The organism is Pseudomonas sp. GW823-FHT06B06, assembly GCF_058795195.1.
Map to the genome: position 1 here is coordinate 75173 of NZ_JBXAHO010000010.1, position 24778 is coordinate 99950.

At 55.5% G+C, this 24778-nt stretch carries 26 protein-coding genes and 3 pseudogenes; 14 read left to right on the forward strand and 15 right to left on the reverse strand.

Annotated elements, in window-relative coordinates; all coding sequences use genetic code 11:
* Window positions 1-197: 197 nt before the first annotated feature.
* From AC1Q8Q_RS11405 to AC1Q8Q_RS11420, 4 genes and pseudogenes are all read left to right on the forward strand, one after another.
* Window positions 198-1064 carry an IclR family transcriptional regulator gene (locus AC1Q8Q_RS11405; RefSeq protein ID WP_023048090.1) on the forward strand — a complete coding sequence of 289 codons (867 nt, stop codon included), beginning with the start codon at window positions 198-200 and terminating at the stop codon, window positions 1062-1064.
* Between the two features lie 61 nt (window positions 1065-1125).
* Window positions 1126-2280 carry an acyl-CoA dehydrogenase family protein gene (locus tag AC1Q8Q_RS11410; protein ID WP_023048089.1) on the forward strand — a complete coding sequence of 385 codons (1155 nt, stop codon included), beginning with the start codon at window positions 1126-1128 and terminating at the stop codon, window positions 2278-2280.
* A gap of 214 nt (window positions 2281-2494) precedes the next feature.
* Window positions 2495-2950, forward strand: a pseudogene (locus tag AC1Q8Q_RS11415) (IS5 family transposase); the annotation flags it as partial.
* Window positions 2951-3183: 233 nt separating this feature from the next.
* Entirely contained in the window at window positions 3184-3381 is a 198-nt protein-coding gene (locus AC1Q8Q_RS11420; protein ID WP_023048087.1) for a tautomerase family protein, read from the forward strand.
* Window positions 3382-3420: 39 nt separating this feature from the next.
* Here AC1Q8Q_RS11420 and AC1Q8Q_RS11425 read toward each other — a convergent pair whose 3' ends face one another.
* A complete protein-coding gene (locus tag AC1Q8Q_RS11425) occupies window positions 3421-4365 on the reverse strand; it encodes a LysR family transcriptional regulator (RefSeq protein WP_023048086.1) in 945 nt (314 codons plus the stop codon).
* A gap of 88 nt (window positions 4366-4453) precedes the next feature.
* Between AC1Q8Q_RS11425 and AC1Q8Q_RS11430 the strand changes: the two are divergent.
* The 3 genes and pseudogenes from AC1Q8Q_RS11430 to AC1Q8Q_RS11440 form a co-directional block, all read left to right on the forward strand.
* A pseudogene (locus tag AC1Q8Q_RS11430) lies at window positions 4454-5098 on the forward strand (NADPH-dependent F420 reductase); the annotation flags it as partial.
* A gap of 83 nt (window positions 5099-5181) precedes the next feature.
* Window positions 5182-5586, forward strand: coding sequence for a DoxX family protein (locus AC1Q8Q_RS11435; RefSeq protein ID WP_023048084.1), 405 nt, complete (start codon window positions 5182-5184; stop codon window positions 5584-5586).
* A gap of 291 nt (window positions 5587-5877) precedes the next feature.
* Window positions 5878-6052 (forward strand): annotated as a pseudogene (locus AC1Q8Q_RS11440) (transposase); the annotation flags it as partial.
* 308 nt (window positions 6053-6360) lie between these two features.
* Here the strand turns inward: AC1Q8Q_RS11440 and AC1Q8Q_RS11445 are convergent.
* Together AC1Q8Q_RS11445 and AC1Q8Q_RS11450 are read right to left on the reverse strand one after the other, a co-directional pair.
* Window positions 6361-7155, reverse strand: a complete 795-nt coding sequence (locus AC1Q8Q_RS11445; protein ID WP_023628975.1) for an SDR family NAD(P)-dependent oxidoreductase — start codon at window positions 7153-7155, stop codon at window positions 6361-6363.
* Window positions 7156-7249: 94 nt separating this feature from the next.
* Entirely contained in the window at window positions 7250-7606 is a 357-nt protein-coding gene (locus AC1Q8Q_RS11450; RefSeq protein WP_023048080.1) for a putative quinol monooxygenase, read from the reverse strand.
* Window positions 7607-7768: 162 nt separating this feature from the next.
* Between AC1Q8Q_RS11450 and AC1Q8Q_RS11455 the strand changes: the two genes are divergently transcribed.
* From AC1Q8Q_RS11455 to AC1Q8Q_RS11475, 5 genes are all read left to right on the forward strand, one after another.
* Complete coding sequence (locus AC1Q8Q_RS11455) at window positions 7769-8668, forward strand: LysR family transcriptional regulator (protein WP_023048079.1); 900 nt, start codon at window positions 7769-7771, stop codon at window positions 8666-8668.
* A 462-nt stretch (window positions 8669-9130) separates the two neighbouring features.
* Window positions 9131-9946, forward strand: a complete 816-nt coding sequence (locus AC1Q8Q_RS11460) for a DODA-type extradiol aromatic ring-opening family dioxygenase (protein ID WP_023048078.1) — start codon at window positions 9131-9133, stop codon at window positions 9944-9946.
* A complete protein-coding gene (locus tag AC1Q8Q_RS11465) occupies window positions 9943-10614 on the forward strand; it encodes an alpha/beta hydrolase (protein ID WP_023048077.1) in 672 nt (223 codons plus the stop codon). Before AC1Q8Q_RS11460 ends, AC1Q8Q_RS11465 begins: the two co-directional genes overlap by 4 nt.
* A gap of 9 nt (window positions 10615-10623) precedes the next feature.
* A complete protein-coding gene (locus tag AC1Q8Q_RS11470; protein WP_223194054.1) occupies window positions 10624-10956 on the forward strand; it encodes an ArsR/SmtB family transcription factor in 333 nt (110 codons plus the stop codon).
* A gap of 10 nt (window positions 10957-10966) precedes the next feature.
* Entirely contained in the window at window positions 10967-11251 is a 285-nt protein-coding gene (locus AC1Q8Q_RS11475) for a LysR family transcriptional regulator (protein ID WP_071576115.1), read from the forward strand.
* Window positions 11252-11549: 298 nt separating this feature from the next.
* Here AC1Q8Q_RS11475 and AC1Q8Q_RS11480 read toward each other — a convergent pair whose 3' ends face one another.
* Window positions 11550-12539: a site-specific integrase gene (locus AC1Q8Q_RS11480; protein WP_023628979.1), complete on the reverse strand. Its 990-nt coding sequence runs from the start codon at window positions 12537-12539 to the stop codon at window positions 11550-11552.
* A gap of 117 nt (window positions 12540-12656) precedes the next feature.
* Between AC1Q8Q_RS11480 and AC1Q8Q_RS11485 the strand changes: the two genes are divergently transcribed.
* The gene (locus AC1Q8Q_RS11485) at window positions 12657-13775 is read left to right on the forward strand and encodes a site-specific integrase (protein WP_028688847.1); all 1119 of its coding nucleotides are present in this window, start codon (window positions 12657-12659) and stop codon (window positions 13773-13775) included.
* Between the two features lie 329 nt (window positions 13776-14104).
* Here the strand turns inward: AC1Q8Q_RS11485 and AC1Q8Q_RS11490 are convergent, their stop codons facing one another.
* From AC1Q8Q_RS11490 to AC1Q8Q_RS11505, 4 genes are all read right to left on the reverse strand, one after another.
* Complete coding sequence (locus AC1Q8Q_RS11490; RefSeq protein ID WP_023048074.1) at window positions 14105-14338, reverse strand: hypothetical protein; 234 nt, start codon at window positions 14336-14338, stop codon at window positions 14105-14107.
* A gap of 232 nt (window positions 14339-14570) precedes the next feature.
* Window positions 14571-15815: an ATP-binding protein gene (locus tag AC1Q8Q_RS11495; RefSeq protein WP_023628980.1), complete on the reverse strand. Its 1245-nt coding sequence runs from the start codon at window positions 15813-15815 to the stop codon at window positions 14571-14573.
* A gap of 240 nt (window positions 15816-16055) precedes the next feature.
* Complete coding sequence (locus AC1Q8Q_RS11500; RefSeq protein ID WP_370694611.1) at window positions 16056-16256, reverse strand: hypothetical protein; 201 nt, start codon at window positions 16254-16256, stop codon at window positions 16056-16058.
* Window positions 16257-16657: 401 nt separating this feature from the next.
* A complete protein-coding gene (locus AC1Q8Q_RS11505; protein WP_023628983.1) occupies window positions 16658-17095 on the reverse strand; it encodes a hypothetical protein in 438 nt (145 codons plus the stop codon).
* 82 nt (window positions 17096-17177) lie between these two features.
* On the opposite strand from AC1Q8Q_RS11505, the gene AC1Q8Q_RS11510 reads away from it, so the two are divergent.
* Entirely contained in the window at window positions 17178-17468 is a 291-nt protein-coding gene (locus AC1Q8Q_RS11510; RefSeq protein WP_023628984.1) for a helix-turn-helix domain-containing protein, read from the forward strand.
* A gap of 897 nt (window positions 17469-18365) precedes the next feature.
* On the opposite strand, the gene AC1Q8Q_RS11515 is transcribed toward AC1Q8Q_RS11510, so the two are convergent.
* The 7 genes from AC1Q8Q_RS11515 to AC1Q8Q_RS11545 form a co-directional block, all read right to left on the reverse strand.
* A complete protein-coding gene (locus tag AC1Q8Q_RS11515; RefSeq protein WP_024075430.1) occupies window positions 18366-18683 on the reverse strand; it encodes a DUF3325 family protein in 318 nt (105 codons plus the stop codon).
* 96 nt (window positions 18684-18779) lie between these two features.
* Entirely contained in the window at window positions 18780-19610 is an 831-nt protein-coding gene (locus AC1Q8Q_RS11520; protein WP_196448527.1) for a PepSY-associated TM helix domain-containing protein, read from the reverse strand.
* Between the two features lie 11 nt (window positions 19611-19621).
* Complete coding sequence (locus AC1Q8Q_RS11525) at window positions 19622-19762, reverse strand: PepSY domain-containing protein (protein ID WP_196448528.1); 141 nt, start codon at window positions 19760-19762, stop codon at window positions 19622-19624.
* The gene (locus tag AC1Q8Q_RS11530) at window positions 19749-20138 is read right to left on the reverse strand and encodes a PepSY-associated TM helix domain-containing protein (RefSeq protein WP_090515957.1); all 390 of its coding nucleotides are present in this window, start codon (window positions 20136-20138) and stop codon (window positions 19749-19751) included. Before AC1Q8Q_RS11530 ends, AC1Q8Q_RS11525 begins: the two co-directional genes overlap by 14 nt.
* A 278-nt stretch (window positions 20139-20416) precedes the next feature.
* Entirely contained in the window at window positions 20417-20575 is a 159-nt protein-coding gene (locus AC1Q8Q_RS11535; protein WP_023628987.1) for a TonB-dependent receptor, read from the reverse strand.
* 1462 nt (window positions 20576-22037) lie between these two features.
* Window positions 22038-22898: a TniB family NTP-binding protein gene (locus AC1Q8Q_RS11540; protein WP_024075431.1), complete on the reverse strand. Its 861-nt coding sequence runs from the start codon at window positions 22896-22898 to the stop codon at window positions 22038-22040.
* Window positions 22895-24712 (reverse strand): TnsB C-terminal domain-containing protein, encoded by a 1818-nt coding sequence (locus AC1Q8Q_RS11545; protein ID WP_024075432.1) that lies wholly within the window; start codon window positions 24710-24712, stop codon window positions 22895-22897. Before AC1Q8Q_RS11545 ends, AC1Q8Q_RS11540 begins: the two co-directional genes overlap by 4 nt.
* Window positions 24713-24778: the final 66 nt, after the last annotated feature.

Sequence of the window (24778 nt, forward strand, 5' to 3'; positions counted from 1 at the left end):
TCGTATTTACGAGATATCATAGGTAGGGTCGCGAATTCATGTAAATCAGAAATCTGAACTATTTTATTATTTCTTTATTAATCAATATATTATCTATCTAAAAATGAGCGTTTTGCATTTCATCTCGGCTCAAATATAATTTCGCCTGACGAAACGTACTTTTATTTGCTTGCAATTTCCAAAAATGAGGTTCTACCATGGCACGCAACAAAGCGGATCAGCAGAAGGCTGAGAGCAGCACTGGAGCGGATGAAATCGCTTTACTGAAGATGGGCATGCTCGACCCGGCCAGTGCGTCGAGTGAGGACGAAACCAGCGGCCAGTTCGTGACTGCGCTGGCACGTGGGCTGGAGCTGATGCGGTGCTTTACCCCGCGCGACAACGTGCTGGGCAATCAGGAACTGGCGCGGATGACCGGGCTACCCAAGCCGACCGTGACGCGCTTGACCAACACCCTGATGCGCCTTGGCTGCCTCAAGCGTGAGGTGCACTCGGGCAAGTACCAGCTGGATGTCGGTGTGCTGGGGTTCGGCTACGCCATGCTGTCGAATCTGTCGATTCGCTCGGTGGCGCACCCGCTGATGGAAGAGCTGGCCAATCACGCTCAAGCCGCAGTGGCAATGGCGGCCCGGGATCGCCTGCAGATGGTTTACCTGGACGTCGTTCAGGGCCAAGGCAATACCACGATGCGGCGGCAGATCGGCAGCTACTTGCCACTGGCGCAAAGCTCGGCGGGACGCGCATGCCTGGCGGCGATGCCAGAGAGCGAGCGAGAGTTTCTCCTCGACCACATGCGCCAACGCGAAGCAGCACAGTGGCCGGTGATCCGCAAGGGCCTGGATCGCGCGTTTCGCGATTACACCGATTACGGCTTTTGCCTATCGATCGGCGAGTGGCACCGCGACGTCAACTCAGTCGCCGTGCCGCTGTTACACCCGCAGTTCGGGTTACTGACCTTCAACTGCGGTGGACCGAGCTTCCAGCTTCCACGGGACAAGCTCACTGACGATATCGGGCCTCGCCTGATCAACATGGTTAACAACATCGGCGCCGCCGCTCGGTAACCCTTCAGGGTGACGGTGCACCGTACTACATCGGCCCACTTCCGGGCCCAGAGGAGCGCACATGATCCGTGATACCGAAACCCTGCAGATTCTGCTGGATTCTCTTCGCCAGTTCGTCGGTGAGGTACTGATTCCTCGGGAAAACGAGGTGGCTGAAACGGATGCGATCCCTAAGGACATCGTCGATCAGATGCGCGAGATGGGCCTGTTCGGGTTAACGATTCCGGAAGCCTATGGCGGCCTGGGCGTGACTATGGAGGAAGAGGTAAACATCGCCTTCGAGTTGGGTCGCACCTCACCGGCTTTCCGTTCCTACATCGGCACCAACAACGGCATTGGCTCAATCGGCATTTTGCTTGACGGTACAGAGGAGCAGCGCAACCAGTACCTGCCGCAACTGGCAAGCGGCGAGCTGCTCAGCTCGTTCTGCCTGACCGAGCCAGATGCCGGCTCCGATGCGGGCTCGTTGAAAACCAATGCTGTGCGTGACGCTGACAGCTACATCCTCAACGGTACCAAACGTTACATCACCAACGCGCCACACGCGGGCATTTACACGGTGATGGCCCGTACCAACCCGGAAATCAAAGGCGCCTCCGGTATCAGCGCCTTTATCGTTGAGCGCGGCACACCCGGCGTGTCGCTGGGCAAGACGGACCACAAGATGGGCCACAAAGGCGCCCATACCTGCGACGTGATCTTTGAAAATGCGCGAGTGCCCGCCAGCCAGTTGATAGGCGGCGTCGAAGGCGTTGGTTTCAAGACCGCGATGAAGGTGCTGGATAAGGGCCGCCTGCATATCGCTGCACTGAGTGTCGGCGCAGCCGAACGCATGCTGGACGATGCCCTGCACTATGCGCTGGACCGCAAACAGTTCGGCCAGCCCATCGCGGAGTTCCAACTGATCCAGGCGATGCTGGCTGATAGCAAAGCCGAAATCTACGCGGCCCGCTGCATGGTGCTGGATGCCGCGCGCAAGCGCGACGAGGGCAAGAACGTCAGTACCGAAGCCTCCTGCGCGAAGATGTTCTCCACCGAGATGTGCGGTCGTGTCGCCGACCGCTGCGTGCAGATCCACGGTGGCGCCGGCTACGTCAGCGAGTACGCCATTGAGCGCTTCTACCGTGACGTGCGGCTGTTCCGTATCTACGAAGGCACCACACAGATTCAGCAGGTGGTTATCGCCCGTAACATGATCCGCGAAGCGCAGCGGTGACACGGCACCTGCTCTGACACCAGTTGGGCTCCAGTCGCGCCGAGACTCAATAGCGCCACATCCTGGCTTCAAGGTAGTTGTTCGACATGAGTGCGTGTTCCACTGGTGTGGTCCCGAAAGCCTCAGCCTGCGAGCTTCCCGTCAACCTACCCCCAGATGAACTGCGGGGTAGCTGCACGAAACTGGAATTCCAACTACGCCACAGTAGGTCGCACAGCACAGTGCAGGCGCTGCCAGCGGCAACGATGAGGCTATAGGGAAAAGTCGAGCTGGCAATACCAGCAAGATTCACCTGGCGGTGGACGCCCACGGCTTGCCCATCGAGTTTGAAATCACAGGTGGCCAAATCAATGACTGCACTCAGGCACCCGCGTTGATTTCCAAGCTCCCGGCGGCAGAAACCATCGTCGCGGATAAGGGCTATGACAGCGAGAGAATCCGGGAGCAGGTTGAGCTACAAGGGGCCAAGGCCGTGATCCCGAGAAAGCGTAACTCCGTGAAAGGCAACGCGGATCTGGACAGAGGTCTTTACCGCAATCGGCACCTGGTGGAAAACGCCTTTGCCCGGCTGAAGCATTACCGGGCGGTGGCATCTCGATTCGACAAGCTCAAGAGAAATTACGAGAGCGTGGTGGCCATGGCCTGTGCCTTCCTATGGCTACCCATGTGAAATGGCAACAGCCCCTAGCGGTACTTAGCAACTGTTGATCGCCGGTGCGCCGGTAAATGGCGGGCTGATTGGAGAAATAATTTCTACATATAGGCGATTTACAGCGTGTTTATCGCCTTCTGTATCTCTCCTATTCTCTCTCGACTGCTCTGCTGCATTGATTGGCTGAGCCCGGACTGACCGCATGGTTAGCCCTAATCGCGCTAAACCCAACCTGAATAGAGGATCACTCCATGCCCGTTGTACGAGTCAGCTGGTTCGAAGGAAAAGACCACGCCGCGAAGGAAGCTGTCGCTGCAGAAATCACCCAGAGCATCGTGAAAAACACCGGTACCGATGCCAATTACATCTACGTCATTTTTGAAGACGTGGCGCCATCGGATTGGGCCGGTGCAGGCAAGCTGTTCGGCGACGATCCGAAGAAGACCTAAGGTCATTCGGCGTTAATGGCCAGTGGGCTGCAAGGAGTGTTACATCTTCTTTGCAGCCCGGGCTTGGCTCTTTTGTGCTGGGTAGCCGGACTCCCAGTCGACCTGCTCAAACTGTTCGACCAGAAAATTGATAAATGCCCGCACCTTGGATGCCAGGTGTTTGCGGGTTGGGTAGACGGCATAAATACCCAGTTCTACCGAGCGATACTCCGGTAGCAACTCCACCAGATCACCCCGCCGAAGATCCTCACTTACCATAAAGCTTGGCTGCAGCAAAATGCCGCCAGCAGTCAACGCAATAGATCGGCATGTATCACCGTTATTGCAGCGAATGACCGAACGCGTGTTGACCTTATGCTCGCCATCGGGCCCGGTAAAACTCCATTCGTTCCCACTGGAAAAGTTGCTATAGGCAATCACCCGGTGCTCGGCCAGGTCTTGCGGCACTTCTACTGGTGCATGGCTTTTGATGTAGCTCGGGGCTGCACACAGGCGCATCCGCGTGCTGGCAAACCGGCGCCCCACCAGTGAAGAGCTTTCCAACCGGGCGATGCGCACCGCGACGTCATACCCCTCCTCCACCAAATCGACCTGGCGATCGTTCAGGCTGATATCCAGCTCAATCTTCGGGTTTTGCTCCAAAAAGGCAGTCCACAGCGGCGCCAGGTGCAACACACCAAAACTCACCGGCGCATTGACCCGCAGCACGCCGGCAGGCTCATGGTTGCCCGAAGAAACAGCGCTTTCCGCCTCCCCCATCAACGCCAGCACTTCCCGCGCTTGCTGGTAGAAAACCCGTCCTTCTTCGGTCAGTGATAAGCGTCGCGTGGTGCGTTGCAGCAGGCGTACGCCCAGGCGTTCCTCCAGCGCATTTACATGCCTGGAAACGGCGGCCTTGGACATTTCCAGCGCATCGACGGCACCGACAAAGCTGCCCTTGTCGACCACGGCGCAAAACACCTGCATCTCCAACGCGCGATCCATTATTGCCTCACTTATCGGAACTATAAGTCACATTAAATCATGTTTATCTCGTAAATCGAATCTTTAAACTGGATCCCATCACACACAGCACGAGGCAAAAGACATGAACATTACCCTTATCGGTACCGGCAACATGGGCTCGGCTTTCGCTCAACAGTTGTCCCAGTTTGGACACCATGTTCGTATCACCGGCCGTGATCTGGACAAGGCGCACGCCCTCGCCGCGCAGCATCAAAACGTCGAAGCATTCGCCGCTGATCAGGCCCTTGGCCAGAACGAAGTGGTGATCGTCGCCACTGCTTACCAGGACGCCTTAACCGCGCTGAAAAGTCTGGGCAGTCTCGAAGGCAAAGTGGTCATCGACATCACCAACCCGCTGACAGCCGACTACATGGGTCTGACCATCGGCCACAGCACCAGTGCAGCGGAGGAAATCGCCAAGGCGCTGCCAGGTGTGGAGCTGGTCAAGGGCTTCAACACCCTGTTCGCCCAAGTGCTGGCCAGCGGTCCCACATTTGCCAACGAGCAGCAAGGCAGCGTGTTCCTGGCCAGCGATAGCGCACGAGCCAAACAAACCGCCGTTGCTCTTGCGCAAAGCCTGGGTTGGAAAACCGTGGATGCCGGCGGTTTGGTAAACGCGCGTTATCTGGAAGCGTTGGCCGGGTTGAACATCTACCTCGGCTATGGCGCAGGGCTCGGCACGCAGATCGCGCCGGTCTGGCTCAATCGTTAATTCCCACTTACCCAATGCCTGGCGCCACGGCCGAAACAGCTGTGGCCCCGGGCAACCCACACTCCCCGTATTGGAAAACACCCATGACCGCCGCTAGCCGCACCCTCCCCTATGCCGCCCTGGTACTACGCCTAATCCTTGGCGTGATGTTTCTCGCTCATGGCCTGACCAAGCTGCTGGTGTTCACCCCGGCCGGCACAGCAGGTTTCTTTGAGTCCGTTGGCTTCTCCGGCTTTCTTGCCTATCCGGTCATTGCCTTTGAAGTGGTCGGCGGCCTGTTCCTGATCCTTGGTGTACTCGCTCGCTGGGTAGCGGCCCTAGCCACCGTGCAACTGCTGGTGGCAGCAAGCGTGCACTTCGGTAATGGCTGGAGCTTCACCAACGCCAATGGTGGCTGGGAATACCCGGTCTTTCTGGCATTCACTGCACTGGCCTTGGCGCTGCTGGATGACGGAGCCTTCGCCTTGAAACGTTCAGCACGTAACTAACCGCTCGCTGCTTTCGGCCAGGTTGCCTTTGCCGGGTTCTCGCCAAACTTGGCAAGGGTAAAATCCAGAAAGCTTTTCAGCCTTGGTGTCATGCCCCGGTCCGGCGTACGCAGCACATGAAAGGGTCGAGTGGGCATGGGATATCGAGGCAGTTGGACGATCTATCCGCTTGGCTTTCAAGTCTTAAATAAACAAGGTAATCCCCCGGCTTAGCCGAGGGACTCCTTGAGGTTGACCGTGTGATGCGGTCATCAGGAACCTTCTATCTCGACCAAGAGATAGGGGTACCCAATGAGAGATTACCAAAGCCTTGCTCACACGAAGTGGGACTGTAAGTACCACGTTGTATTCATCCCGAAGAGGCGTAAGAAGGCGATCTTCGGAGCGATCCGCAAGCACCTGGGGGGAGGTGCTACATGAGTTGGCGAGGCAGCGTGAGTGCCGGATCGTGGAGGGTCACTTGATGCCAGAGCCGAGCCCGAACGATAATTTCAAGATGGAGCCGGACTAATGCGACGCGTCGTTCAGCCGACGCGTATCCGGACTTTCAATCCGTAATTCACTAACCCACCGACTTCAGTCGGTGGTTGTTTAGTGCTACCACCGGCGTAGACGAACTGATGATTGATGCGCGCATCTACGACCCGACGGCGCGTTGCCGTTCGTATCAACTGGCAGCGGAATCGATTGGAGATCTGCTCACTCACTGACAGCGTGCGCGCCGGTGACCTTCAGGTCACCCGTGCGGAACACACGTGCCAGGTAGTCAAGGGTTCAGAGGATATCGTCCACCACGCCGCCATCGACCCGCAGCGCAGCGCCGCTGGTGGCTGACGCCTGGGTGGAGCAGATATAGACGACCATATTGGCGACCTCATCGACCGTGGCCGCACGTTGAATCAACGAGGTGGGACGGTGGGTCATGACGAATTCGGCAGCGACGGCCTCCAAGGATTTGCCGGAGCGGGCAGACTCTCCTTTGAGCAGCTCAGCCAAGCCATCAGACAGTGTCGGGCCTGGCAGCACGCTGTTAACGGTTACGCCGCTGCCGGCCACACGTTTGGCCAAGCCACGCGACAACGCCAGTTGCGCCGTCTTGGTTACGCCGTAATGAACCATATCGGCCGGGATATTTCGGGCTGACTCCGAGGAGATAAACACCACCCTACCCCAACCTCGTTGGACCATGGCTGGAACCAACGCGCGGCTCAGGCGAACACCGGACATTACGTTAGTTTGCCAATAGTCTTCCCAGCAGTCGTCATCGGCCTCGAAGAAATCGGCCAAACCATAGATGCCGGCGTTGTTGACCAGAATGTCGATGGTGGGAAGCGCAGCTGTAAGAACGCCAACGCCGTCGGCATTGCCCAGATCAGCCGCGACTCCGCTGAAGGTGGCCTGCGGTACCGCTTCGCTCAAACGTGCCAGGGCTTTTTCGACCGAGCTGTCACTCCGCCCGTTGATGATCACGATAGCGCCGGTGAGCGCCAGGCCATGGGCAATGGCGAAGCCGATGCCGCCTGTGGAGGCAGTAACCAAAGCGGTCTTGCCGGCAAGATTGATGTGCATGCGTATTGACCCTCTAGCGCCAGGTAGTACCCGGCAGGTTAGATCGGTTGCTGAATAGTCAGCGGTCTTGTCCGCCGGCTACTGACTGGCGGTGTCAGGTCCGGGTAAACCCATCAAACGGATTCATGTACACCGCGCCAAAGGCATCCAGGTGCTTGCGCGTCGGCGCGTCTGGGTTGCCATAAACTAGCAGGCTGGTGATTTTCACCAGCTCGAGAAACTTTTCGCCGAACGGCGCGAAGGTTTCTTCAATATGGTTAACGACAGCATCGGCACGGTAACGCTCGATAATGTGCACCTCAGTGCGAGCCTCGTTGACGCTGTATTCGTACATCAAGGTGCCAGGCTCTTCGCTCGTAGCGGCGACAATCTTGGCAACCAGCGTTTTAAATTCAGGGAAGTCTTCCGGAGCCAGGCTTAGGGTAAAAATGCTGATGACTTCGTCTTTCATGGGGCGTCCTCACAGAAGTAAATGACCAACCCCATGCGATAGATGCAGAGGGTTGCTGAGTCAGCAGCCATGCTAAGGTAGAGCAGCAAGCTGATAAACAACCTTGAAATCACAGATAGGTAGCGTAATTTGCTACCAACTCTTGCGCCTAGGAAAACGGCAATGACCTCCGAAGATTCCTTCAGCGGCATCCATATTTTTCTCGCCACCGCCCGCTCTGCGACCTTCACAGAGGCAGCCGAGCGCCTGGGGCTGTCCAAGTCGGCCGTAGGTAAGGCGATTGCACGGCTGGAGGCACGGGTGGGTACCAGCCTGTTTTATCGCTCGACCCGCCGCTTGTCCCTGTCTCCGGATGGCGAGGCCTACTTCACCGTGTGGTCCAATGCGCTGGAGGAGATCAAGGCCACCGAGAGCAACCTCGGCAACAAGTTAGGCGTGCCCACAGGGCGCTTGCGGGTGGACATGCCGGTCGCGTTCGGTAAACAGGTGGTACTGCCGGTGCTACTGGAGATGAGCAAACGCTTCCCGCAGTTGCAACTGACCTTGACCTTTAGCGACCAACTGGTGGACCTGACGGAAGAAGGTATCGACCTGGCCATTCGTTTTGGCAGCGTCGACAACGTCCCCGGCCTGGTGGCCAGACGCCTGACGTCACACCGCTGGGTAACCTGTGCAGCGCCGGGTTATCTGGAAGAATATGGTACGCCGTTGACGCTCGAGGACATGGGCCAGCACCGCAGCATCGTCGGCTATCGCCGCGGCAGCCTAATGCCCTGGAAAATGGCCCAGGCCGGGCAATCCTTGAAGTTCTCGCCACCACCGACCTATCAGTTTGACGATGCCGAAGCGATGATTGAAGCCACGCGAGCCGGCCTCGGTATTTGCCAGATGCCGCTCTGTCTATTTGAAAAGGACATCGCCCAGCAGGTTGTTGTTACGGTACTCGAGCCCTTTGAACCGGCGCCTGTCGAGGTCCACGCACTATGGTCGAAGAGCAATCATCTGCGGCCCAAAATTCGTTACCTGGTCGACGAGTTATTGAAGCTGTATGGCCACAGCTAACGGCAGAACGGACAGCTACTGCGCGACCTTGGCGCGGGGTTGATCAACGCCAGCCCCATTAACTCAGGGTGCCACTCAGCAGCCATAGCGATGAGCGCGGACTGATCTGTAACAAAGCCAGGGAGCCCCCAAATACTAGAGCCCGCCGACCAGGGATCTACTCACCAACCTGCGTTCTGGCCAGGCGCAGGGGGCAATATTGGCACCTTGATGTGTAGCTCAGCGCTCCGGCTGGCAGCGGCCTGAAGAGTCGACAAGTGACCGCCAATTATCCCGGTTTTCGAGATAGTTATTCACCAATATCTGAGTTTATCTCCAAAATCGAATCTATAAACTTTGAGCCATCCCCAGCCAATCAGTGCGCTGTGGGTAGGCAGGTCAGTGAGCGGCGCACACGCTTTGCAACGCCGATCAGTCCACCTCTTGCTGCTGCGGCCCCAATATCTAAGCAGGATTTCAACCATGAGTCTGGCCTATCCAGTGTTGTTCGTGTCCCACGGAGCACCAACCTTTGCCATCGAACCCGGCCAGGCCGGGGCACGCCTGGCTGAGCTAGGCCGAGCGCTGCCACGGCCTAGCGCCATCGTAATCGTCTCTCCTCACTGGATGACCCGTGGGAGCGTGCGTGTAGGCAGCAGCAAGGCGCCGGAAACCATTCACGACTTCGGAGGCTTTCCGCAAGCACTGTATCGCCTGCAATACCCTGCAACCGGCAATCCTGCATTGGCCGAGCAAATCTGCAACCTGCTTTCCCGCAATGGGATTGCCGCAACTACCGAATCGAATCGAGGCCTGGACCACGGCGCCTGGGTGCCGTTGCTGCACCTATTGCCCACTGCGGATATCCCGGTGGTCCAAGTGTCCATGCCCCACCCGCTCAATCCATTGGGTGCCTGGCAGCTTGGCCAGGCACTCAAGCCGCTGCGCGATCAGGGCGTGCTGATCATTGGCTCCGGCAGTCTGACCCATAACCTTTATGAGTTCCGTAGCAACTACGGCGACCCGGCTGAGTACGTAGCGCGTTTTTCCGACTGGATCCGTGACGCCCTGCAAGCCGGTGACCTGCCAGCGCTGCTCGCCTACCGCCGCAATGCCCCGGAGGCCGAGCGTGCGCACCCCAGTGAAGAACATTTGTTGCCGCTATTTCTGGCGCTCGGTGCCGCAGGCGAGCACTACGCCGTGGATGTGCTAGAGGGCGGTGTCGCCGACGGCGTACTGGCTATGGACAGCTACCTGTTCAAAAGCCCAACCGCCACTCAGGAGATTACTCAAGCATGAACCTGCCACTAGCCATTTCAGAACTGCAGCAAGAACCGCAATCCGGCCTTGTCTATCGTCGGGTAATCCGTGCTGCTGCCCCTCGTGCACGTCTCCTGCTATTGCATGGTGTAGGCGGTAATGAAACCAATCTGGCAGGCCTTTCCGGCTTTATCCCAGAAGGAATTGAAATATTGCTGGTACGCAGCCGCCTGCAAATCGCAGCTGAGGGCTTTGCCTGGTTTCAGGTAAATTTCACCAACGAAGGCCCGGTGATCGTTGAAGAGCAAGCGGAAACCAGCCGCCAGAAACTAGTGGAGCTTGTAACTGCCTTACCACAAATGCCTACAGTGATAGCTGGCTTTAGCCAGGGCGGTATTCTCAGTGCAAGCGTCGGGCTTAGCGCCCCTCATTGCGTGCTAGGCTTTGGCTTGTTCAGCGGCAGAATTCTCCCTGAGCTGGCACCACACATTGCCAGCGCTCAAGCATTGAGTTCGCTATCGGCGTTTATTGCTCATGGCTATGGTGATAACAAGCTCCCCGTGTCTTGGGCACAAAAAGCGGATGCCTGGTTGCACCAACTGAACGTGCATCATGAAACATACCTGTACGACATGGGCCACGAAATCACCAATGAAGAAGTGGAAGATTTCATTCAGTGGCTGAAGCCTGTATTGAACATCGCCTGAGCGACCTTGATGGTGAACTCCCGCAGTAAACTTACGGAAGTGGATCTACTTCTTAAAGCGTTAGCCAGCCCCCAGCGCCGGTTGATCCTTGAGTGGCTCCGTGACCCAGAGAAACACTTTCCGCAGCAGGAACATGCATTCCTGCTCGGTGTGTGTGCCGGCCAGATTGAGCGCAAGTGCAAGTTGGCCCAATCGACCGTGTCCGATCACTTGCGCACGCTGCATCGCACAGGATTGATTACTTGCCAAAAGCTCGGCCCGATCCATTTTTTTCAAACGCTGCGAATACACCATCGAAATGCTGGTGAAAACATTGAAAGCGATGCTGTAAAGGGGATTTGAGAGCTCTGCCATGACTATTCGCGAGGACACATTTGCATCCATCGATCTCAATTTATTGGTGGTTTTTATGTGTATTTACAAGGAACAAAGTATAACGTTAGCAGCCAAGAGTCTTGGCGTAACACAGCCAGCCGTAAGCAATTCGCTGGTCAAGCTACGTGACAAATTTAATGATCCGCTCTTTACTCGTTCGGGCAGGGGTATTGTGGCAACACCGAAAGCGAAAAAAATTGCTTCTGAATTATGTCCAGCGATGAGACTGATTACAGCCACACTAGCATCGAACTTTAGATAATCCTCTTTGCAGCAGAGCACTATTGGCCTGCTCTAACCTCTCATGACTGGCGGTGTCAGGTGGACTGACAGATGACTGGAGTCTATGTCGCTGGTGGCATCATGTTATGCCGACGCAAGCTGAACATTCCTGTCTGTAATTGAGCAATCATCTGATGGCGAACTCTCATGGTTTACCGTCGCCCTTTCGATACGTATCAATAACACCAGCCACATCAAGGCCAAAGCCCAGCATTGGGTGTAATTGCTCCGCGGAAACAAAGCAGCCATCACCGGAAGTGCTGAATGGCTTGAGGCGGTCAACTGCCCGGCAGTGCAATTGGACGAGGCAAACTCGACAAAGCCTCCGCCTCCAGGCCTGGCACCATCGGCCGCAGTTGCCCGGGGAAAAAGCCGGTGCTGTCCACATAGAGCAGTACCGACTTGGCATCGCGCCAACCGACATAGCCCATCAACGCCTTCTGGTCCCAGCCACTGCGCGTGGCCCAGGTGGCAAAGCCACGGCGTAGGGAGTGGCTGCTATACAACTCGGCGGGCAATCCGGCCGCTTTCAGTACCGCCCGCAGCAGCGGGATGACGCTGTGCGGGTGCAGGCCCTGCTCGCGCAGGTGACCCCAGCGGTCAATGCCGCGGAACACCGGACCGCGGGCGATGCCGGCGACACAGATCCAGTCGTTGTAGGCCTGCACCGGGCAGAGGCGGGCCAGCGCCGGCGCACTGTAGGTCTGTCCCTGGTTGTCACGGTCGCCCTTGCTCCACGGCAGGAACAGCTGCATGCCCTCCCCCGGCCGTACCTGGATGTGCTCGACCTGCAGGCGGCACAGTTCGTCGCTGCGAAAGGCGCGCCAGAAGCCGATCAGCAGCAATGCGCGATTACGCCAGCAGCGCAACAGCTGCGGCAGGTCGCCCTCGTCCAGTGCTTTCTCGCCCGCCCGCTCCAGCCACGCCACGCACTGCTCCAGTTCGCGCAGCTGCAGCGGTTCGGCCTGCTTCTCCGGCTTCGGGTGCAAGGTACGAATGCCCTTGAGGATCTGACGAACCAGCGGGGTCTTGGTCGGATCCGGGAAGCCCTGGCTGACATGCCACTGCGCCAAGGCCGCCAGGCGCAGCTTGAGGGTGTTGCTGGACAACGTGGCGGCGTGATCGACCAAGTAACGCACGATGGCATCGCTGGTCGCCGGCAGAAAGCCGCCCCAGGCGACCTCGAAGTGCTCGAGCGCTTGCCGGTAGCTGCGCCGGGTGTTGGGGCGGGTACCGGCCTGCAGGTACCGCTCGATCTCGTGGCTCATCGACGCACATCCCCTTGATGTACTGGTGAGCGACTGCCAAACGACGAAAAAATCGCCTCACCTTGGATAATTAAAGATTATCCGACCTTATTTATTGGATAGTGGAAATATAATACGTTGGACGTATCATATATTACTGATCAGATGCCGTTGATCGACGAGCCCACCCTAGACCCCAGTAGATTGGCGTTGAAGGCTCAGGAGGCGGCCGCAGGCTTTGTTGCCAGCGGCACCGCCGAAAACACGGTACGGAGCTATCGCAGCGCCCTCGCCTACTGGTCGGCTTGGCTGCACCTGCGCTACGGCGTTGCGATGGGCGATGCGCCTGTACAGTCGACTGTAGTCATTCAGTTCGTGGTGGATCACCTGGCGCGCCCACTGGCAAATGGTGCATGGACCTATCTGCTACCGCCGACCATCGATGCCGCGTTAGTCGCGGCACGTGTGAAGGCAAAGCCGGGACCTCTGAGCTACAACACGGTATGTCATCGGCTTTCGGCACTGGGCAGGTGGCATCGCTTCAACAACTGGGAAAGCCCAACTGAAGCACTGGCAGTGAAAACGCTGCTGCGAGATGCGCGAAAAGCCCAGGCGCGCCAGGGGGTAGTTGTCCGCAAAAAGACGGCAGCTGTGGTGGAGGCTCTGGAGGCCATGTTGGCGACCTGTACGGATGGCATTCGCGGTACTCGTGATAGCGCCCTCCTCCTGATGGCGTGGAGTGGCGGCGGGCGTCGTCGATCCGAGGTGACCGGCCTGCAGGTCGACGATGTGCGCAAACTGGATGAAGACACTTGGCTCTATACGCTGGGCGTCACCAAAACAGACACCACGGGATCCCGTCGCGAAAAACCTCTGCTGGGTCGCGCTGCACACGCGTTGACGGCTTGGCTCATCGCCGCGCCCGCCGATACCGGTCCGCTTTTTCGGCGCCTCTACAAGGGCGGCAAAGTCAGCCCGTTCGGACTATCGTCTGATCAGGTAGCACGGATCGTTCAGCGCCGCGCCAAATTGGCTGGCCTCGACGGCGACTGGGCCGCGCACAGCTTACGCTCGGGCTTTGTAACGGAAGCGGGTCGCCAGGGGGCCCCATTGGGTGAAGTGATGGCCATGACTGAACATCGCAGTGTCGAAACCGTTATGGGCTACTTCCAAGCCGGAGTGCTGCTGAGCAGCCGCGCCTCGATGTTGCTTCAACCCCTGCCCGCCCCATCAGGCCCAACCAACCAGCCTGACTAGCGGTCGACGCACCGCGTCGGAAAATGCCGCGCACGCGTGTCCTATTGAGAGGTGGAGCTCCTGGTTATGAGTCCATTGCACGGTAGCGGAATTGATGCGCAACCCCAGCTGGGCACTCGCAACTCCGGGTGTAACCAATACATGACCGCATGGCGACGCCCAAGCAGCCAGCATCTCAGCATGCTTCGTCTACTCGGGTAGTTAAGCAAACAGCTGGCGGCCCTGCGCTAGACAGCGAAGGCTCCGTCGCAGGGGCAAGATAGTCAAGTGCTTACCAGTCGCTGTGGCCTGCGCTCGCCTTATGAATACGCCTGGTCGGCAGGTGCGCTTCAAATACCCACACTGAAAGTCTTACCAGACTCGACCCTGTGCTTGCTGCACAAGTCGCGAAGCTTTTTTTCCGAACCGTCAGGATGAATTTGTACGAGCACGCCATCCTTCGCCATTATCAGTGAATGCCCTGCGGCAACCGCACGCAGATACGCAGCATTAGTGGCGACGGCGGCCAGCTTAGGAATCATTGCCTCTAGTCGGTCTATTTCATCATCACTGAGTTCGCTCATGCTCTGTTCTCTGCTCCTGCCAGCCTGATGTCGATGCTGCCCGTAGAAAAGATATCCATGAGCGACCCTACGCCCCGATCACAGGTAAGTCGATCCCATTTTTGACGCACACAGTGAAGCCTCGACTTAGCCGCTCAGCACTCCACAGCGTACGTGCAAATTCGAGTCGATGTGACAGCAGCCTTGATGTGAACAAACCATCGTAGCCGTAGCAAGATGAGTGCATTCGCTTCTAAGCATCTGAGCCCTCTTCAGGTGGACAAAAAATGCCGTCAGCCCTTGGAAGGCTAGACCGCCAGCTGTCACCGGGCATGATCCGGCACATGTACAGATCGAACAGCGGCGCGGTAAAAGCGGCGCCGTTGTGGGGCGGCGACCAGATCATCCCTTTGCTAATCAGGGAGTTGCGAATTGAGGTGAGAGATCGGCTTGTACGGCCCAGGGATGCCGCAATGTCGCCCGAACGATGAGGCCCCTCCCCAAGCGAAGCCATGGCGCGCAAATAAATGTGTTCTGCCACGGTCATTCGGTCGAGTCTTACCCTAAAAAAACCTTCGTCCAGAGCAGCAATAACGTGCCCGGACGCCTTCTGGACGTCTGCAAGCGTGATGTGGTTATTCTGCCCTGCGTCCCAGACATGACTGCCCCACTCTTGAATGAAATAAGGGTAGCCGCGTGTGAGGTGAGCAACCATGTCGGCCGCTTCTGAGTCTACAGTCACGCCCTCGGCCTCCGCTGGTTTTACAAAGGCCAGACGCGTCTGGTGTGGCTCCAGCGAACCGACCTCTAGGTAGTCGAAGAGGCGCTTCGCGTGGTTTTTCACATGTCCAGCAGGGTGTCGGAGTTGTGGGAGGCCTGCACCGACGAGGGCAACCGGCAAGATCAATCGCGAGACGCGATGCAGCGCTGCGATAAGCGCGGCGAGCTGTTCTTCTGCTACGTTTTGCAGCTCATCCACGAAAATAACAAGGACGGTGTGAGCTGCTTTGGCGGCTTCACCGAGTTTAGTCAGCAGGGTTGTAAATTCCTCCTCGAGATCACCTTTGCCCGCCAGAGCTGCCTCGGCTTCGTAGTCAATACCGACCTTGAGATCGCTGAACTTCGGCTCCAAAGCCTTGGCAAAACCGGCTAAGGCTCGCAGTCCAGTTATCGCTGCGTTCTTGGCAGGTACGATACAGCTCAGCCGCAGCAAGGCGAGACGGAGCTGTGGCGCGAGTATCGCTGGCAGAGAGCGATACTCGGATGACTCAACGTAGACGGCGAGATTGCCCGAGGCTTCGGCATCTCGCAGCATCTGGTTCAACAGTACTGTTTTGCCGACACCCCGCACCCCAACCAGGATTACGCTTTTGGCAGGTCGGCCCACGCGAATTCCCCCGATCGACTGACGGACCCGCTCGCGCAGTTGATCGCGACCTGCCAGCTCAGGTGGAGGCGTACCAGCGCCAGGGGAGTACGGATTGCAGACGGGGTCCATATGCACCCGCGTTAATAGGAATAGCGAACAGCGGGAATGGGCCGATAAACAGCTAAATCCAAGCTTTTCACCCCGCCATCACCTGCATACCCGAGACTCGGCAAATGTTGGTCCAGCTGGAGTTACCTATCAAGCCAAGCTGCCTCCGTCATTGAAAAAAATCATCGCGAGCGACCCGTCCGAAATTGCCTAAGTCTTCGTCGACGTCGATGAACATGGTATTCACCATCCGCGCGCTCTTCAGGTCGGCCATTGTTCTGAAAAAAAGGGTTCGCAGAGATGGACCTCATAACGCTCACCATCATGAACCGAGCCGAATCCCCAACTGCCCTGAAGGGTCCCAAATTGCAACCCATATCCTTCAACACGCGTACTATCGCCGCAAACATCACAAAGGACGTCACTGACGCATTCGAACTGTTCCGCCGCTGTGATTTTCATTGAGAGGCTCCTTTGGGTCCAGTGAATCAGCTTGCTGCAGCGAGCCTGCGACCCGCCAGCATCACTCCGGTAACCGCCTGTACGGTCAGGCGTCGCCAACGCCTGGCACAGGCGGACCACAATGAGCCCGGATCCCGCCCTATCTCGCCATGCGTACCTTTCGGCATGGCCTGTTGTACGGTCGGCAGATCGAGTTAATGGCGGACGCCATTTTGTGCAGCATTTGCGGCGCAGATAAGACCGCACTTGGGGCAGTGCTGATCGGCGACAGACGATCCAAGCTATCCGTTCTGGACGAACTAGCAAATTGCATGTGCGCGATGCGCGCCACTGATGCCATGGCGCTGACGTGGGCGTCTTTAGCACTCCTTCAAGGCTTGCTCCAGTCAGCGACCCCTCCTTCAAACAAGACGCATCGAAGAGCAGTAAATTTGTTGCTTTGCTGCAGCCAAGGTGTGGCGGCAGTCTCTTTGAGAGTAGGTATGGCCCGAGGCCGTCTTAAAGTCGTAACCCATGACTCGCTCGTCCTGATCATAGACCCTAACGAGCTCTATGAGCATCTCCATCGTCCAATTACCGGATCCATTCAGCCGCGATGGCAACACCACCTGAACTGCCTCAATCAGTGTTCCTTCAGCGCGTTTCACTAGCATCTGCTCGAACTCATCCTCCGTTGGAATCAAGAGCATCGTCCTCCATGCGGCTGCCTTCTGGCGGCGGTTAATCATCACGTAAAACCAAGGGCGATGATCATCGAGCTCGACGAATCGCCACATCTGGGAGTCGTCTCCAAACAGCGCTGGATACATGATTTCAGCGCGCTTGTACGTAATAAACATCAGCACACCCTCTTTTAAGCTGTATATAGCATAGCTCCAGAAGCACTAAAAAGGCTTCATCGTTCCTTTTGCGAGACAGCAAATGGAACTGAATGAAGCGCTTGGTTTGGTGATCAGGAATCTACGTATTTCGAAGGATATGCCTCAGGAAGGGCTTGGGCCTAGTCAGAGCTATATCAGTGCGATCGAGCGCGGCAAATGGAAACCATCGATTGAAAAGGTTGAGCAGATTGCTGAGATCATTGGCATTCATCCCCTAACGCTTCTGTTCCTGGCTTATCAAAGGCAAACACCCGAACTAAAACCCGAAGACTTACTGAAAAAAATCCATCGAGAAATCACGAGCTTGAAGGGTTGCCTGAGACTTGAGTAGGTTCGACATGGAATCGAATCGGCAACCGATCCCAAAAAGCATTTGATCGCAACGTCGCCAGTTGCTCTGCTGCCCGGCGCGCGGGCTTTCTTGCTCGCAATCAACAGCGAGCATGAATTCAGTCGCGAATAGCCACTGCATGAATTCGAGTGATAGACCTCGCCCATCGCAACAAACATCGATGACACGTGCTTAGCGTGACGCAAGCCTTGAAGAGTCACGCCTCCACTGATCCGGCAAGGCTACTCCCCAAGGGACCTTCGGCAGGCGTTCCATGCTGTTCCGGAGGGCCTGTGCACATGCGATGTCTAACCCTTCGAGGGCGCCTGAGATAGCGACACGCCGACCATCTGCTCTTGATATGGGAAGTGTTCGGTACCGCCGTTCTGAATGGTAAGGTGTGATGTCGGCCATTTTGCCGCAGGGAACAGGGTATTGAACGGAACATTCTTTCCCGATTGCGGCGGGTGCTCCAGCAGGCAGATCTGCCCAAGGGACGCTCTGACGCCTACGAACACTTTTCACCGTAACAGTGATCCTACTGTCGGGCTAAATACCTCTAGCTTCCGCAAACGGCCAGAAGCGGACGGTACAACCCGGATTGCGACTTCAACACAGTTCCTGCCAGAATGTCGTTCGGCTCGACCTGCATCGCGTCTAGCGCCTTTAAACGTTGGGGGCGGGTGTTAGCCGGAAACGAACCGAGGTCAGCCAACTGTTGCCGACGCTAGAGCGCAAATACGTTGGTAAGAGTTCGCGTCGCTCGATCCTGCAAGCATCCCACAACGAGGTGACATGGGATGGTCGGCGTATCCAGTGTGAACAAGCTCGCCCGGTTTGAGGTGAGCAGTACGATCGGATCAACCACAATGTTGCAGATACAGAAGCCGCGCACTCTTATCGAGTGCGCAGAAATAACGGGCAAAACAGGCGCAGCAGCCCCAGCCGGTAGCTCAGCGTTATGGCCGTTGCTACGGCGGCGACCGGCAACAGGGTGAGCCAGACCAGCACCGCCATCGACGGATGGTCAGCCTTGAAGCAGCACACAGCCGATACCATCAGCGCCAGCCAGCCCAGGCTGCGTAGATAGTCCGGCGCAACCTCGTCGGCGCTGAACACCTGGCGCCAGTGCGCCGGCAGGGACAACGCCAACCAACTGGTCGCCAAGCCCATGCTGGCGGCGGCACCCAGCAACCACAGACCTGCATTACTCATAGGCCACCCCACCGATGCGAGTCCGGTCCGCGACCTCAACCGGCCTTGCCAGACGACGCGCGGTGAGTAGCGCTATCAGCGCGCAGGCCAACAGGCTCAGATCGACGCCGGCCACGGCCCAGTAGGGTTCAAGCAGCATCCTTTTGACCAGGTGGTCCCCCGTGGTGATCCAGTTGAGCAGCACCGCAGCGACGCAGAGCAGCGCCAGGCCGGATTGTGCCGCGCCTGGGCCACTGGTGCACTACGCAACAGCGCATGCAGCAAACTCAGCAGCCAGGCACCCCAGAACACCCACTTTTCCCATTCGCCACGGCCAGGCATGGGCTCAGGCAGCAGCCGGTTGGCCGCCAGCATGGCGACCGCTGCCAGCAGCATGCCGGTAACCGTGGTGACTGCCATGGCGTCAACCAACCGACAGCCCTGCAGCCCGAGTCGGGCGTGCTCCTGCTTGCGTATCTCGACGAAGAACACAAAACCGCTGGCGATGCACACACAGCCGAGCAGACCGCCCGCCACGTACAGCCAGCGCAGCGCCCAGTGTTCGAAGTGCTGCAGGTGCAAGCCGGTGAGAAATTGATTGACGGAACCAACCGGGTCACTCGGCGGGTCGTTGCGCAGTAGCTCGCCGGTACTGGCCTTGAAGTGAATGCCCTCCCCGACCAGCGCCACACGATCACTGCCGGCGCGGTAGATGCTGACGTAGCCGTTGGCGTCATTTAGATGCTCGATAGTCAGCAGCCCGACCTCTCCCGGCATATCGCGCGTAGCCCAGATGCGCTTGGCCTCGGCCACCATGGCATTGGCGGAGGCCATCTTCGCGGGCACACCGGCCTCATCATGGGGCAAGCCGGTATGCGCCGCCTCGATCACCTCATGCCGATTATGCAGCGGTTTGAGCAAGGTCCCGGAGACCGGGAAGTAGTACATCGACGCGAAGATCACCAACCGGTGAAGGCAAAAAAGAAGTGGAACGGCAACGCCACCACGCCAGTCATGTTATGCAGGTCCAGCGCGCTGCGCTGGGTCCGCTTGCGCGGACGGAAGGTGAAAAACTCCTTGAAGATCTTACGATTGATCATCCGCTGGGTCCTTTGGCTGGTTGGGGATACCAAACTCGCCACCAATGCTCAGCACGGGATCTCGGTGGGTGGTGTAGGCATAGAGCGAGACCATGGGCATGGTTTCCGGCGCCGGCAGGTCGCCGATTACCCGCCCTTTGGTTGCCGCCATATCCACCGGATGCGGTTTGAGATCGGCAAATACCTGTTTCAGCAGGTTGTTGTAGGACGGCATAGGCTGCGGCTCGAAGCGCGTATCGGGGATCGCCCAACGATCGATCTCGCGGTCGAACACCGACAGTGCACCGAAAAAGAAGACGACCATCAGCACGAAGCCCAGCACCAAACCGAACCAGGTGTGTACCCAGGCCATGGATTGGCGAAAGTTGTTCAGCATGGCTCTGCTCCTATCCGATGATCATGCGCTGCAGCTGCCAGGCAACAGCCAGCATCAAGACGCTGCCGAGCGCCAGTACCATCGAGACCCGCCACAGACTGGCTGCGGAAACAGCGCGAGATACAGGACGAAGGCCAGCATCATCATCGCCTGCTCGGCGGCATGGTAATCGACCCCAACCCCATTCAGCGCCGCCACGCCCTAGACGAATGCATAGCAGCCGAAGATCGCGGCCAGAACACGAGATACCACCACAACAGGAGCCATTACTGACAGGCTCACCAGCTGTAGCTCAGCTTGGCGGTGAGTTCTCGGCCCGGATTGTAGTAATCCGCAGTTCCGGAGCCCACGACATGCTGCTCATCCAAAAGATTACTGACATTGACCGCCAGATCCGTGTCCTTGGCAATCTGGTAATTGAAGGCTGCATCAAACAAGGTCGTCGCCTCGCTCTCGCCGGTGTCATTGAAATACCTTGAACTGAACCGTCAGCCCAAGCGAAAGAGCAGGATTGCGCTGTTCTGGAAATCCAGCCAAGCTCTTCTGAGGAAACGAATAGCTGCGGAGTCGTGGGTATGCCGTTCTCTCCAAAGCAGCCATCGCTTAGCACCCAAGCATGCAAAAAGATCAGCATAGACGCTCGCAGGTATGACGCAGGAGGGGCAAGGCGCAAATATATAAACTGCTTTATATCAATAATATACAGGTCTTATGTCCTGATTTTCCTTAATCTCGGCATAATCCTTACATTAACTAGCAGGAAATTAAATGTTAAAAGCCCTGCGTGCATCTAGCATGTGGAGTTTTTCTCCTTGCAGCCAGCCGGCAACGATAGGCATGCGCATTTAATAGCTCATTGTGAGTATCCGAATAGACGCTTGCCAAGGACACCATCTTGAACATACGAATGTTCTTGAAGTTGAAGATGGCGATCTAGCAACGGAAAATCTTTCCTAGGGAAACCCCCTAAAAAACGGTACAAGGTTTCATAGCCTGCCCTGTTGATATATGGAAAAATCGCTGCCTTATGCAGGTCTCTTGGGATCAGCATCCCGCCCCTTCTTTTCTCACACAGTTTAGTAAATATCAAAAACCTTGAGTAGGGGATAATCTCCAGTAGTGATGCGGTTAAGACCAAACTACCAAATCTACTTGATGGATCGGCCGTGGACGCCCCCAATAATATACTCTGCTCAAAAGAGCTTGCGTCGGGTGCTCGTGCATCTTTCCTCGTTTGCAAGTGGATTCTAGCGATTCCGCCTCTACTACCACGAAAGGGACATTGAAGGAAAATATTGAATAGCCTATAAAATAAATCGTGCAATGTAGGTTGTTGATTGTCTCTACTGATCAGAGCATGCTCAATCTTTGTGAAGGTACTTGAGCAAAAACGAAAGAATAGAGTTTCCTCTATGGAGGCATTGTTTGATATCGAATTGCAGCTTTGGACAAACGCATCCCATGCCCTTGAGTAACGCGGTGTATCAACTAGTCTCACCAACTCTCGATCATGGGCAGCGCAGACACAAGAATAAATGTAACACCAGTCCTTCCGCCATATAGGCAAACGACCATTCGCCACATCATCGCGTAAGCAATCAGGGCAAAAAAAACGGCGATACCTCCATTCGACTAATTTATCGCCTCGAAGGCAAAAAAAATTTCGTAATAGTTCAGGGGTAATGTCCCCGGCTACACAACTTAATCGCTGGCTGGCGGATAAGAATTCTGAGTCTGGGTCCGAATATTTGATCTCCACACCCTCCCACCAATACGCTGGGCGTTCTGTTGATGATAATCGAGGGAAGCCAGCGGCGTTTGGATTAATGCTGCATCGAAACAACCAAGATGAAAGTGTTTCTTCAGAACTTGGTGTTGGCAAGCCAGAGAAACTCACTACTAATAGCCCCAAGGATTCTTGTTTGCTCGCCGCAGCATATCAACATCCACCTTCTCCCCCCCCATTTTTATGGCATAACAGGCAGCCGCCCTTATCAATTCGAGTGTTTTGTCCATGCGCCCATTCGACATAGATAAAATAGTGCCTACCATCTCCTCAGAGTACAAATGTGATGGCTGTTTTAGCGGTAGGGACTCCTCTACCTCCAAGAGGAATGACCTGAACTCCTCACTCTCTATCCAGTCATCAAGAGCAACTTCGTGAAAACGTCTCTTAAATTCATAATTGGATTTAAGTGCGTTGCGCGCACTAGCAGTGCCAAAGCAAAATAGTTTCAATCCATATTCAGGGCCGAGCAGCTTTTTAAGAATAGACATGTTAAAACGCTGCTCTTGCTTCGAGCGTAGCAGTGCATCATGAAACTCGTCGATCACCAGCCCCCAAATTTGCCTCAGCCTAATAACCTCTCTAATCTCGCTTGGCAGGTCAGAGCTACTTCGGCGACTTGAGCCAGAGCCAACTGGTATTCCGAGCGCTAAAGCTATCTCATCTTTAAGGCTTTTTTTGGTATCTATTTCTGGGGATGCAGCCAAGGAGACAAAAATCAACCCTGCACTCCTTTTTACATGGTTTGGAATCTTAGATATTATAGCCGTCTTTCCAGAGCCACCTGGGCCAACCACAAGCAAAGCAGGCGCACTCATACGATCTGGTACATCCGCGATATTATTCATCATGCGAAAAACAGCTGCACTAGAGTTATTGTTCACCCATATTTCTTGATGAATTAAGGCTATTCGCGTATCAATATTAGAAGACAAATATTTTCTGATGTCCGACCGGACGTGCTCATCACTCATGACTCATCCCCAGGTCGAAATTTTTTTGGAGAGGCTGAATAATTTGGCTTGATATGTTCCCTGTCAGCGTTAAAGCTACTACTTCTAGGATTTGGATTTGCCTCAGTATAGACTTTTTCAGCGGCCTCTCGGCGTCTTTCCTTCTGCGTTAACTTTTTACTTTCCTCTTCAATTTTTTGCTTCCCTCTGTAGGCTTTTAACCCGCCATCACTATCTATGGCTCCGATGCGGACTGGGTGACGATAGAGCTTGCCGGCACGATATTCCTCATAGGTAGGAGCCTCAACGGTTACGTCAGACAGGTGTATTGGGCAAAATTGGCCATCCAATTTCACCCATACAACATTCATATCGTACGGGTCATATTTGACTATGACATTTCTAGTCCCCACATGAGACCCCAATATAGGATCCCAATAAACTTGGCCATGCAAATTAATGCCACCAGGATTAATTTTTCGGTCTTCTTGAGGCATGAACCAAATCTTTAATTGCTCGGAATTCAAGCCTGCCGGGGGGTAAGGAAGCCCTCCGTTGGGCGCGAAATAGTTTGTCCACGCTTGTCGCGGGCTACACTTTAATGCGCTATGAACTGTTGAGTGATAGACAACTACTTCGCGAGAGAACCAGCGAAAAAAATCAGAGAAGGTCATGGTTGCATTTCTTTCGCTGTTAAGTCCTCTGCGCGCAACAGAATTTGACATTGTAGTCCCCGGCAAGAAATGCACCTTAGTAGTCATGAACGTGCCTATCAGCCGTTCAACATGACCGCCAAAATGTTTTCTTCCTACAGGTCGGTATTCGGGGGAAATCCCAAAAGATTCACACCCTACTTTAAATTTTGGGCTGGTGAACTCTGCGGCATTGTCCATATGAAGGACTTCAGGCTTTCCATAGTAGGGGTAGTCTTCTGGATCCAAGCCAACACTTGCCGAAAAGTTTACTTTAGGAAGGACAGAATGACTAAGAGCGCAAGCCACTGAAACAGTAGACGGGACGTAAAGGCTAAGATAGTAACCAAGAATAACCCTGGTATAGACATCAATTACAATTGTCAGCCACGGGCGTCCAATAATATTTATGCGATCATCAGCCAACAGAATTATATCGACGAGGGTGTGATCCATCTGTACCCATTGCAGCGGCCTTTCAAGATTTTTTTTACCCGGGCGAGCTGAAAATTCTTGCGTCGCGGCATCAGGACCTTCTTTAATTCTCATTCTTGTTTTTTCTGAGAGGATTAAGCGTACACGCCTCAATACCGTATCTTTGGAAGGGCATGAAAAACCTTGCTCCTTACATGCAACATCCACCTCGCTCCACACTTTGCTGTAGCTGGCTCCTTTCGACTTGAATTTTTTAGCAGCCTTGAAAATTATGACCTCAACCGACTCATCCAGTCTCGTAACGCCTTTCTTGACACCCCGTGTCTGCGCAATTAAAGATAGTGGGCCTACGTCAGCGTCAAAAATTTTAGCCAAACGATAGAAGTAACTCTTTGATACACCCAGTAAAGAACAGTACTTAGTGACTACCCCTCCCTCAACCTTCCACTTTCTGATAATTTCAAAACGCTCAGCTGCCAATGAAAGTTGATCAACGGTGTAATCATTGACATTCAAACCCTCCCCATGATCACTACCATTAATTGCCGTAACACTAGGGATTCGCTGAATGTCGCGCGCCGACACCAGTATTACTTCACCAGAGTCGACAATTGTTACCCTTATCGTTTTGTCACTAAATACCTGTTTGACTTTCGCAACTTTTCCCTTGGCGACAATGAGTTCCCCAGGGGTTAGCTGATTTGCCATGGATGTACTCTCCACAACGCTAATCTAGGCGAAGTCTGCCGAGCGGCGACTTACATCAGTCTCTAT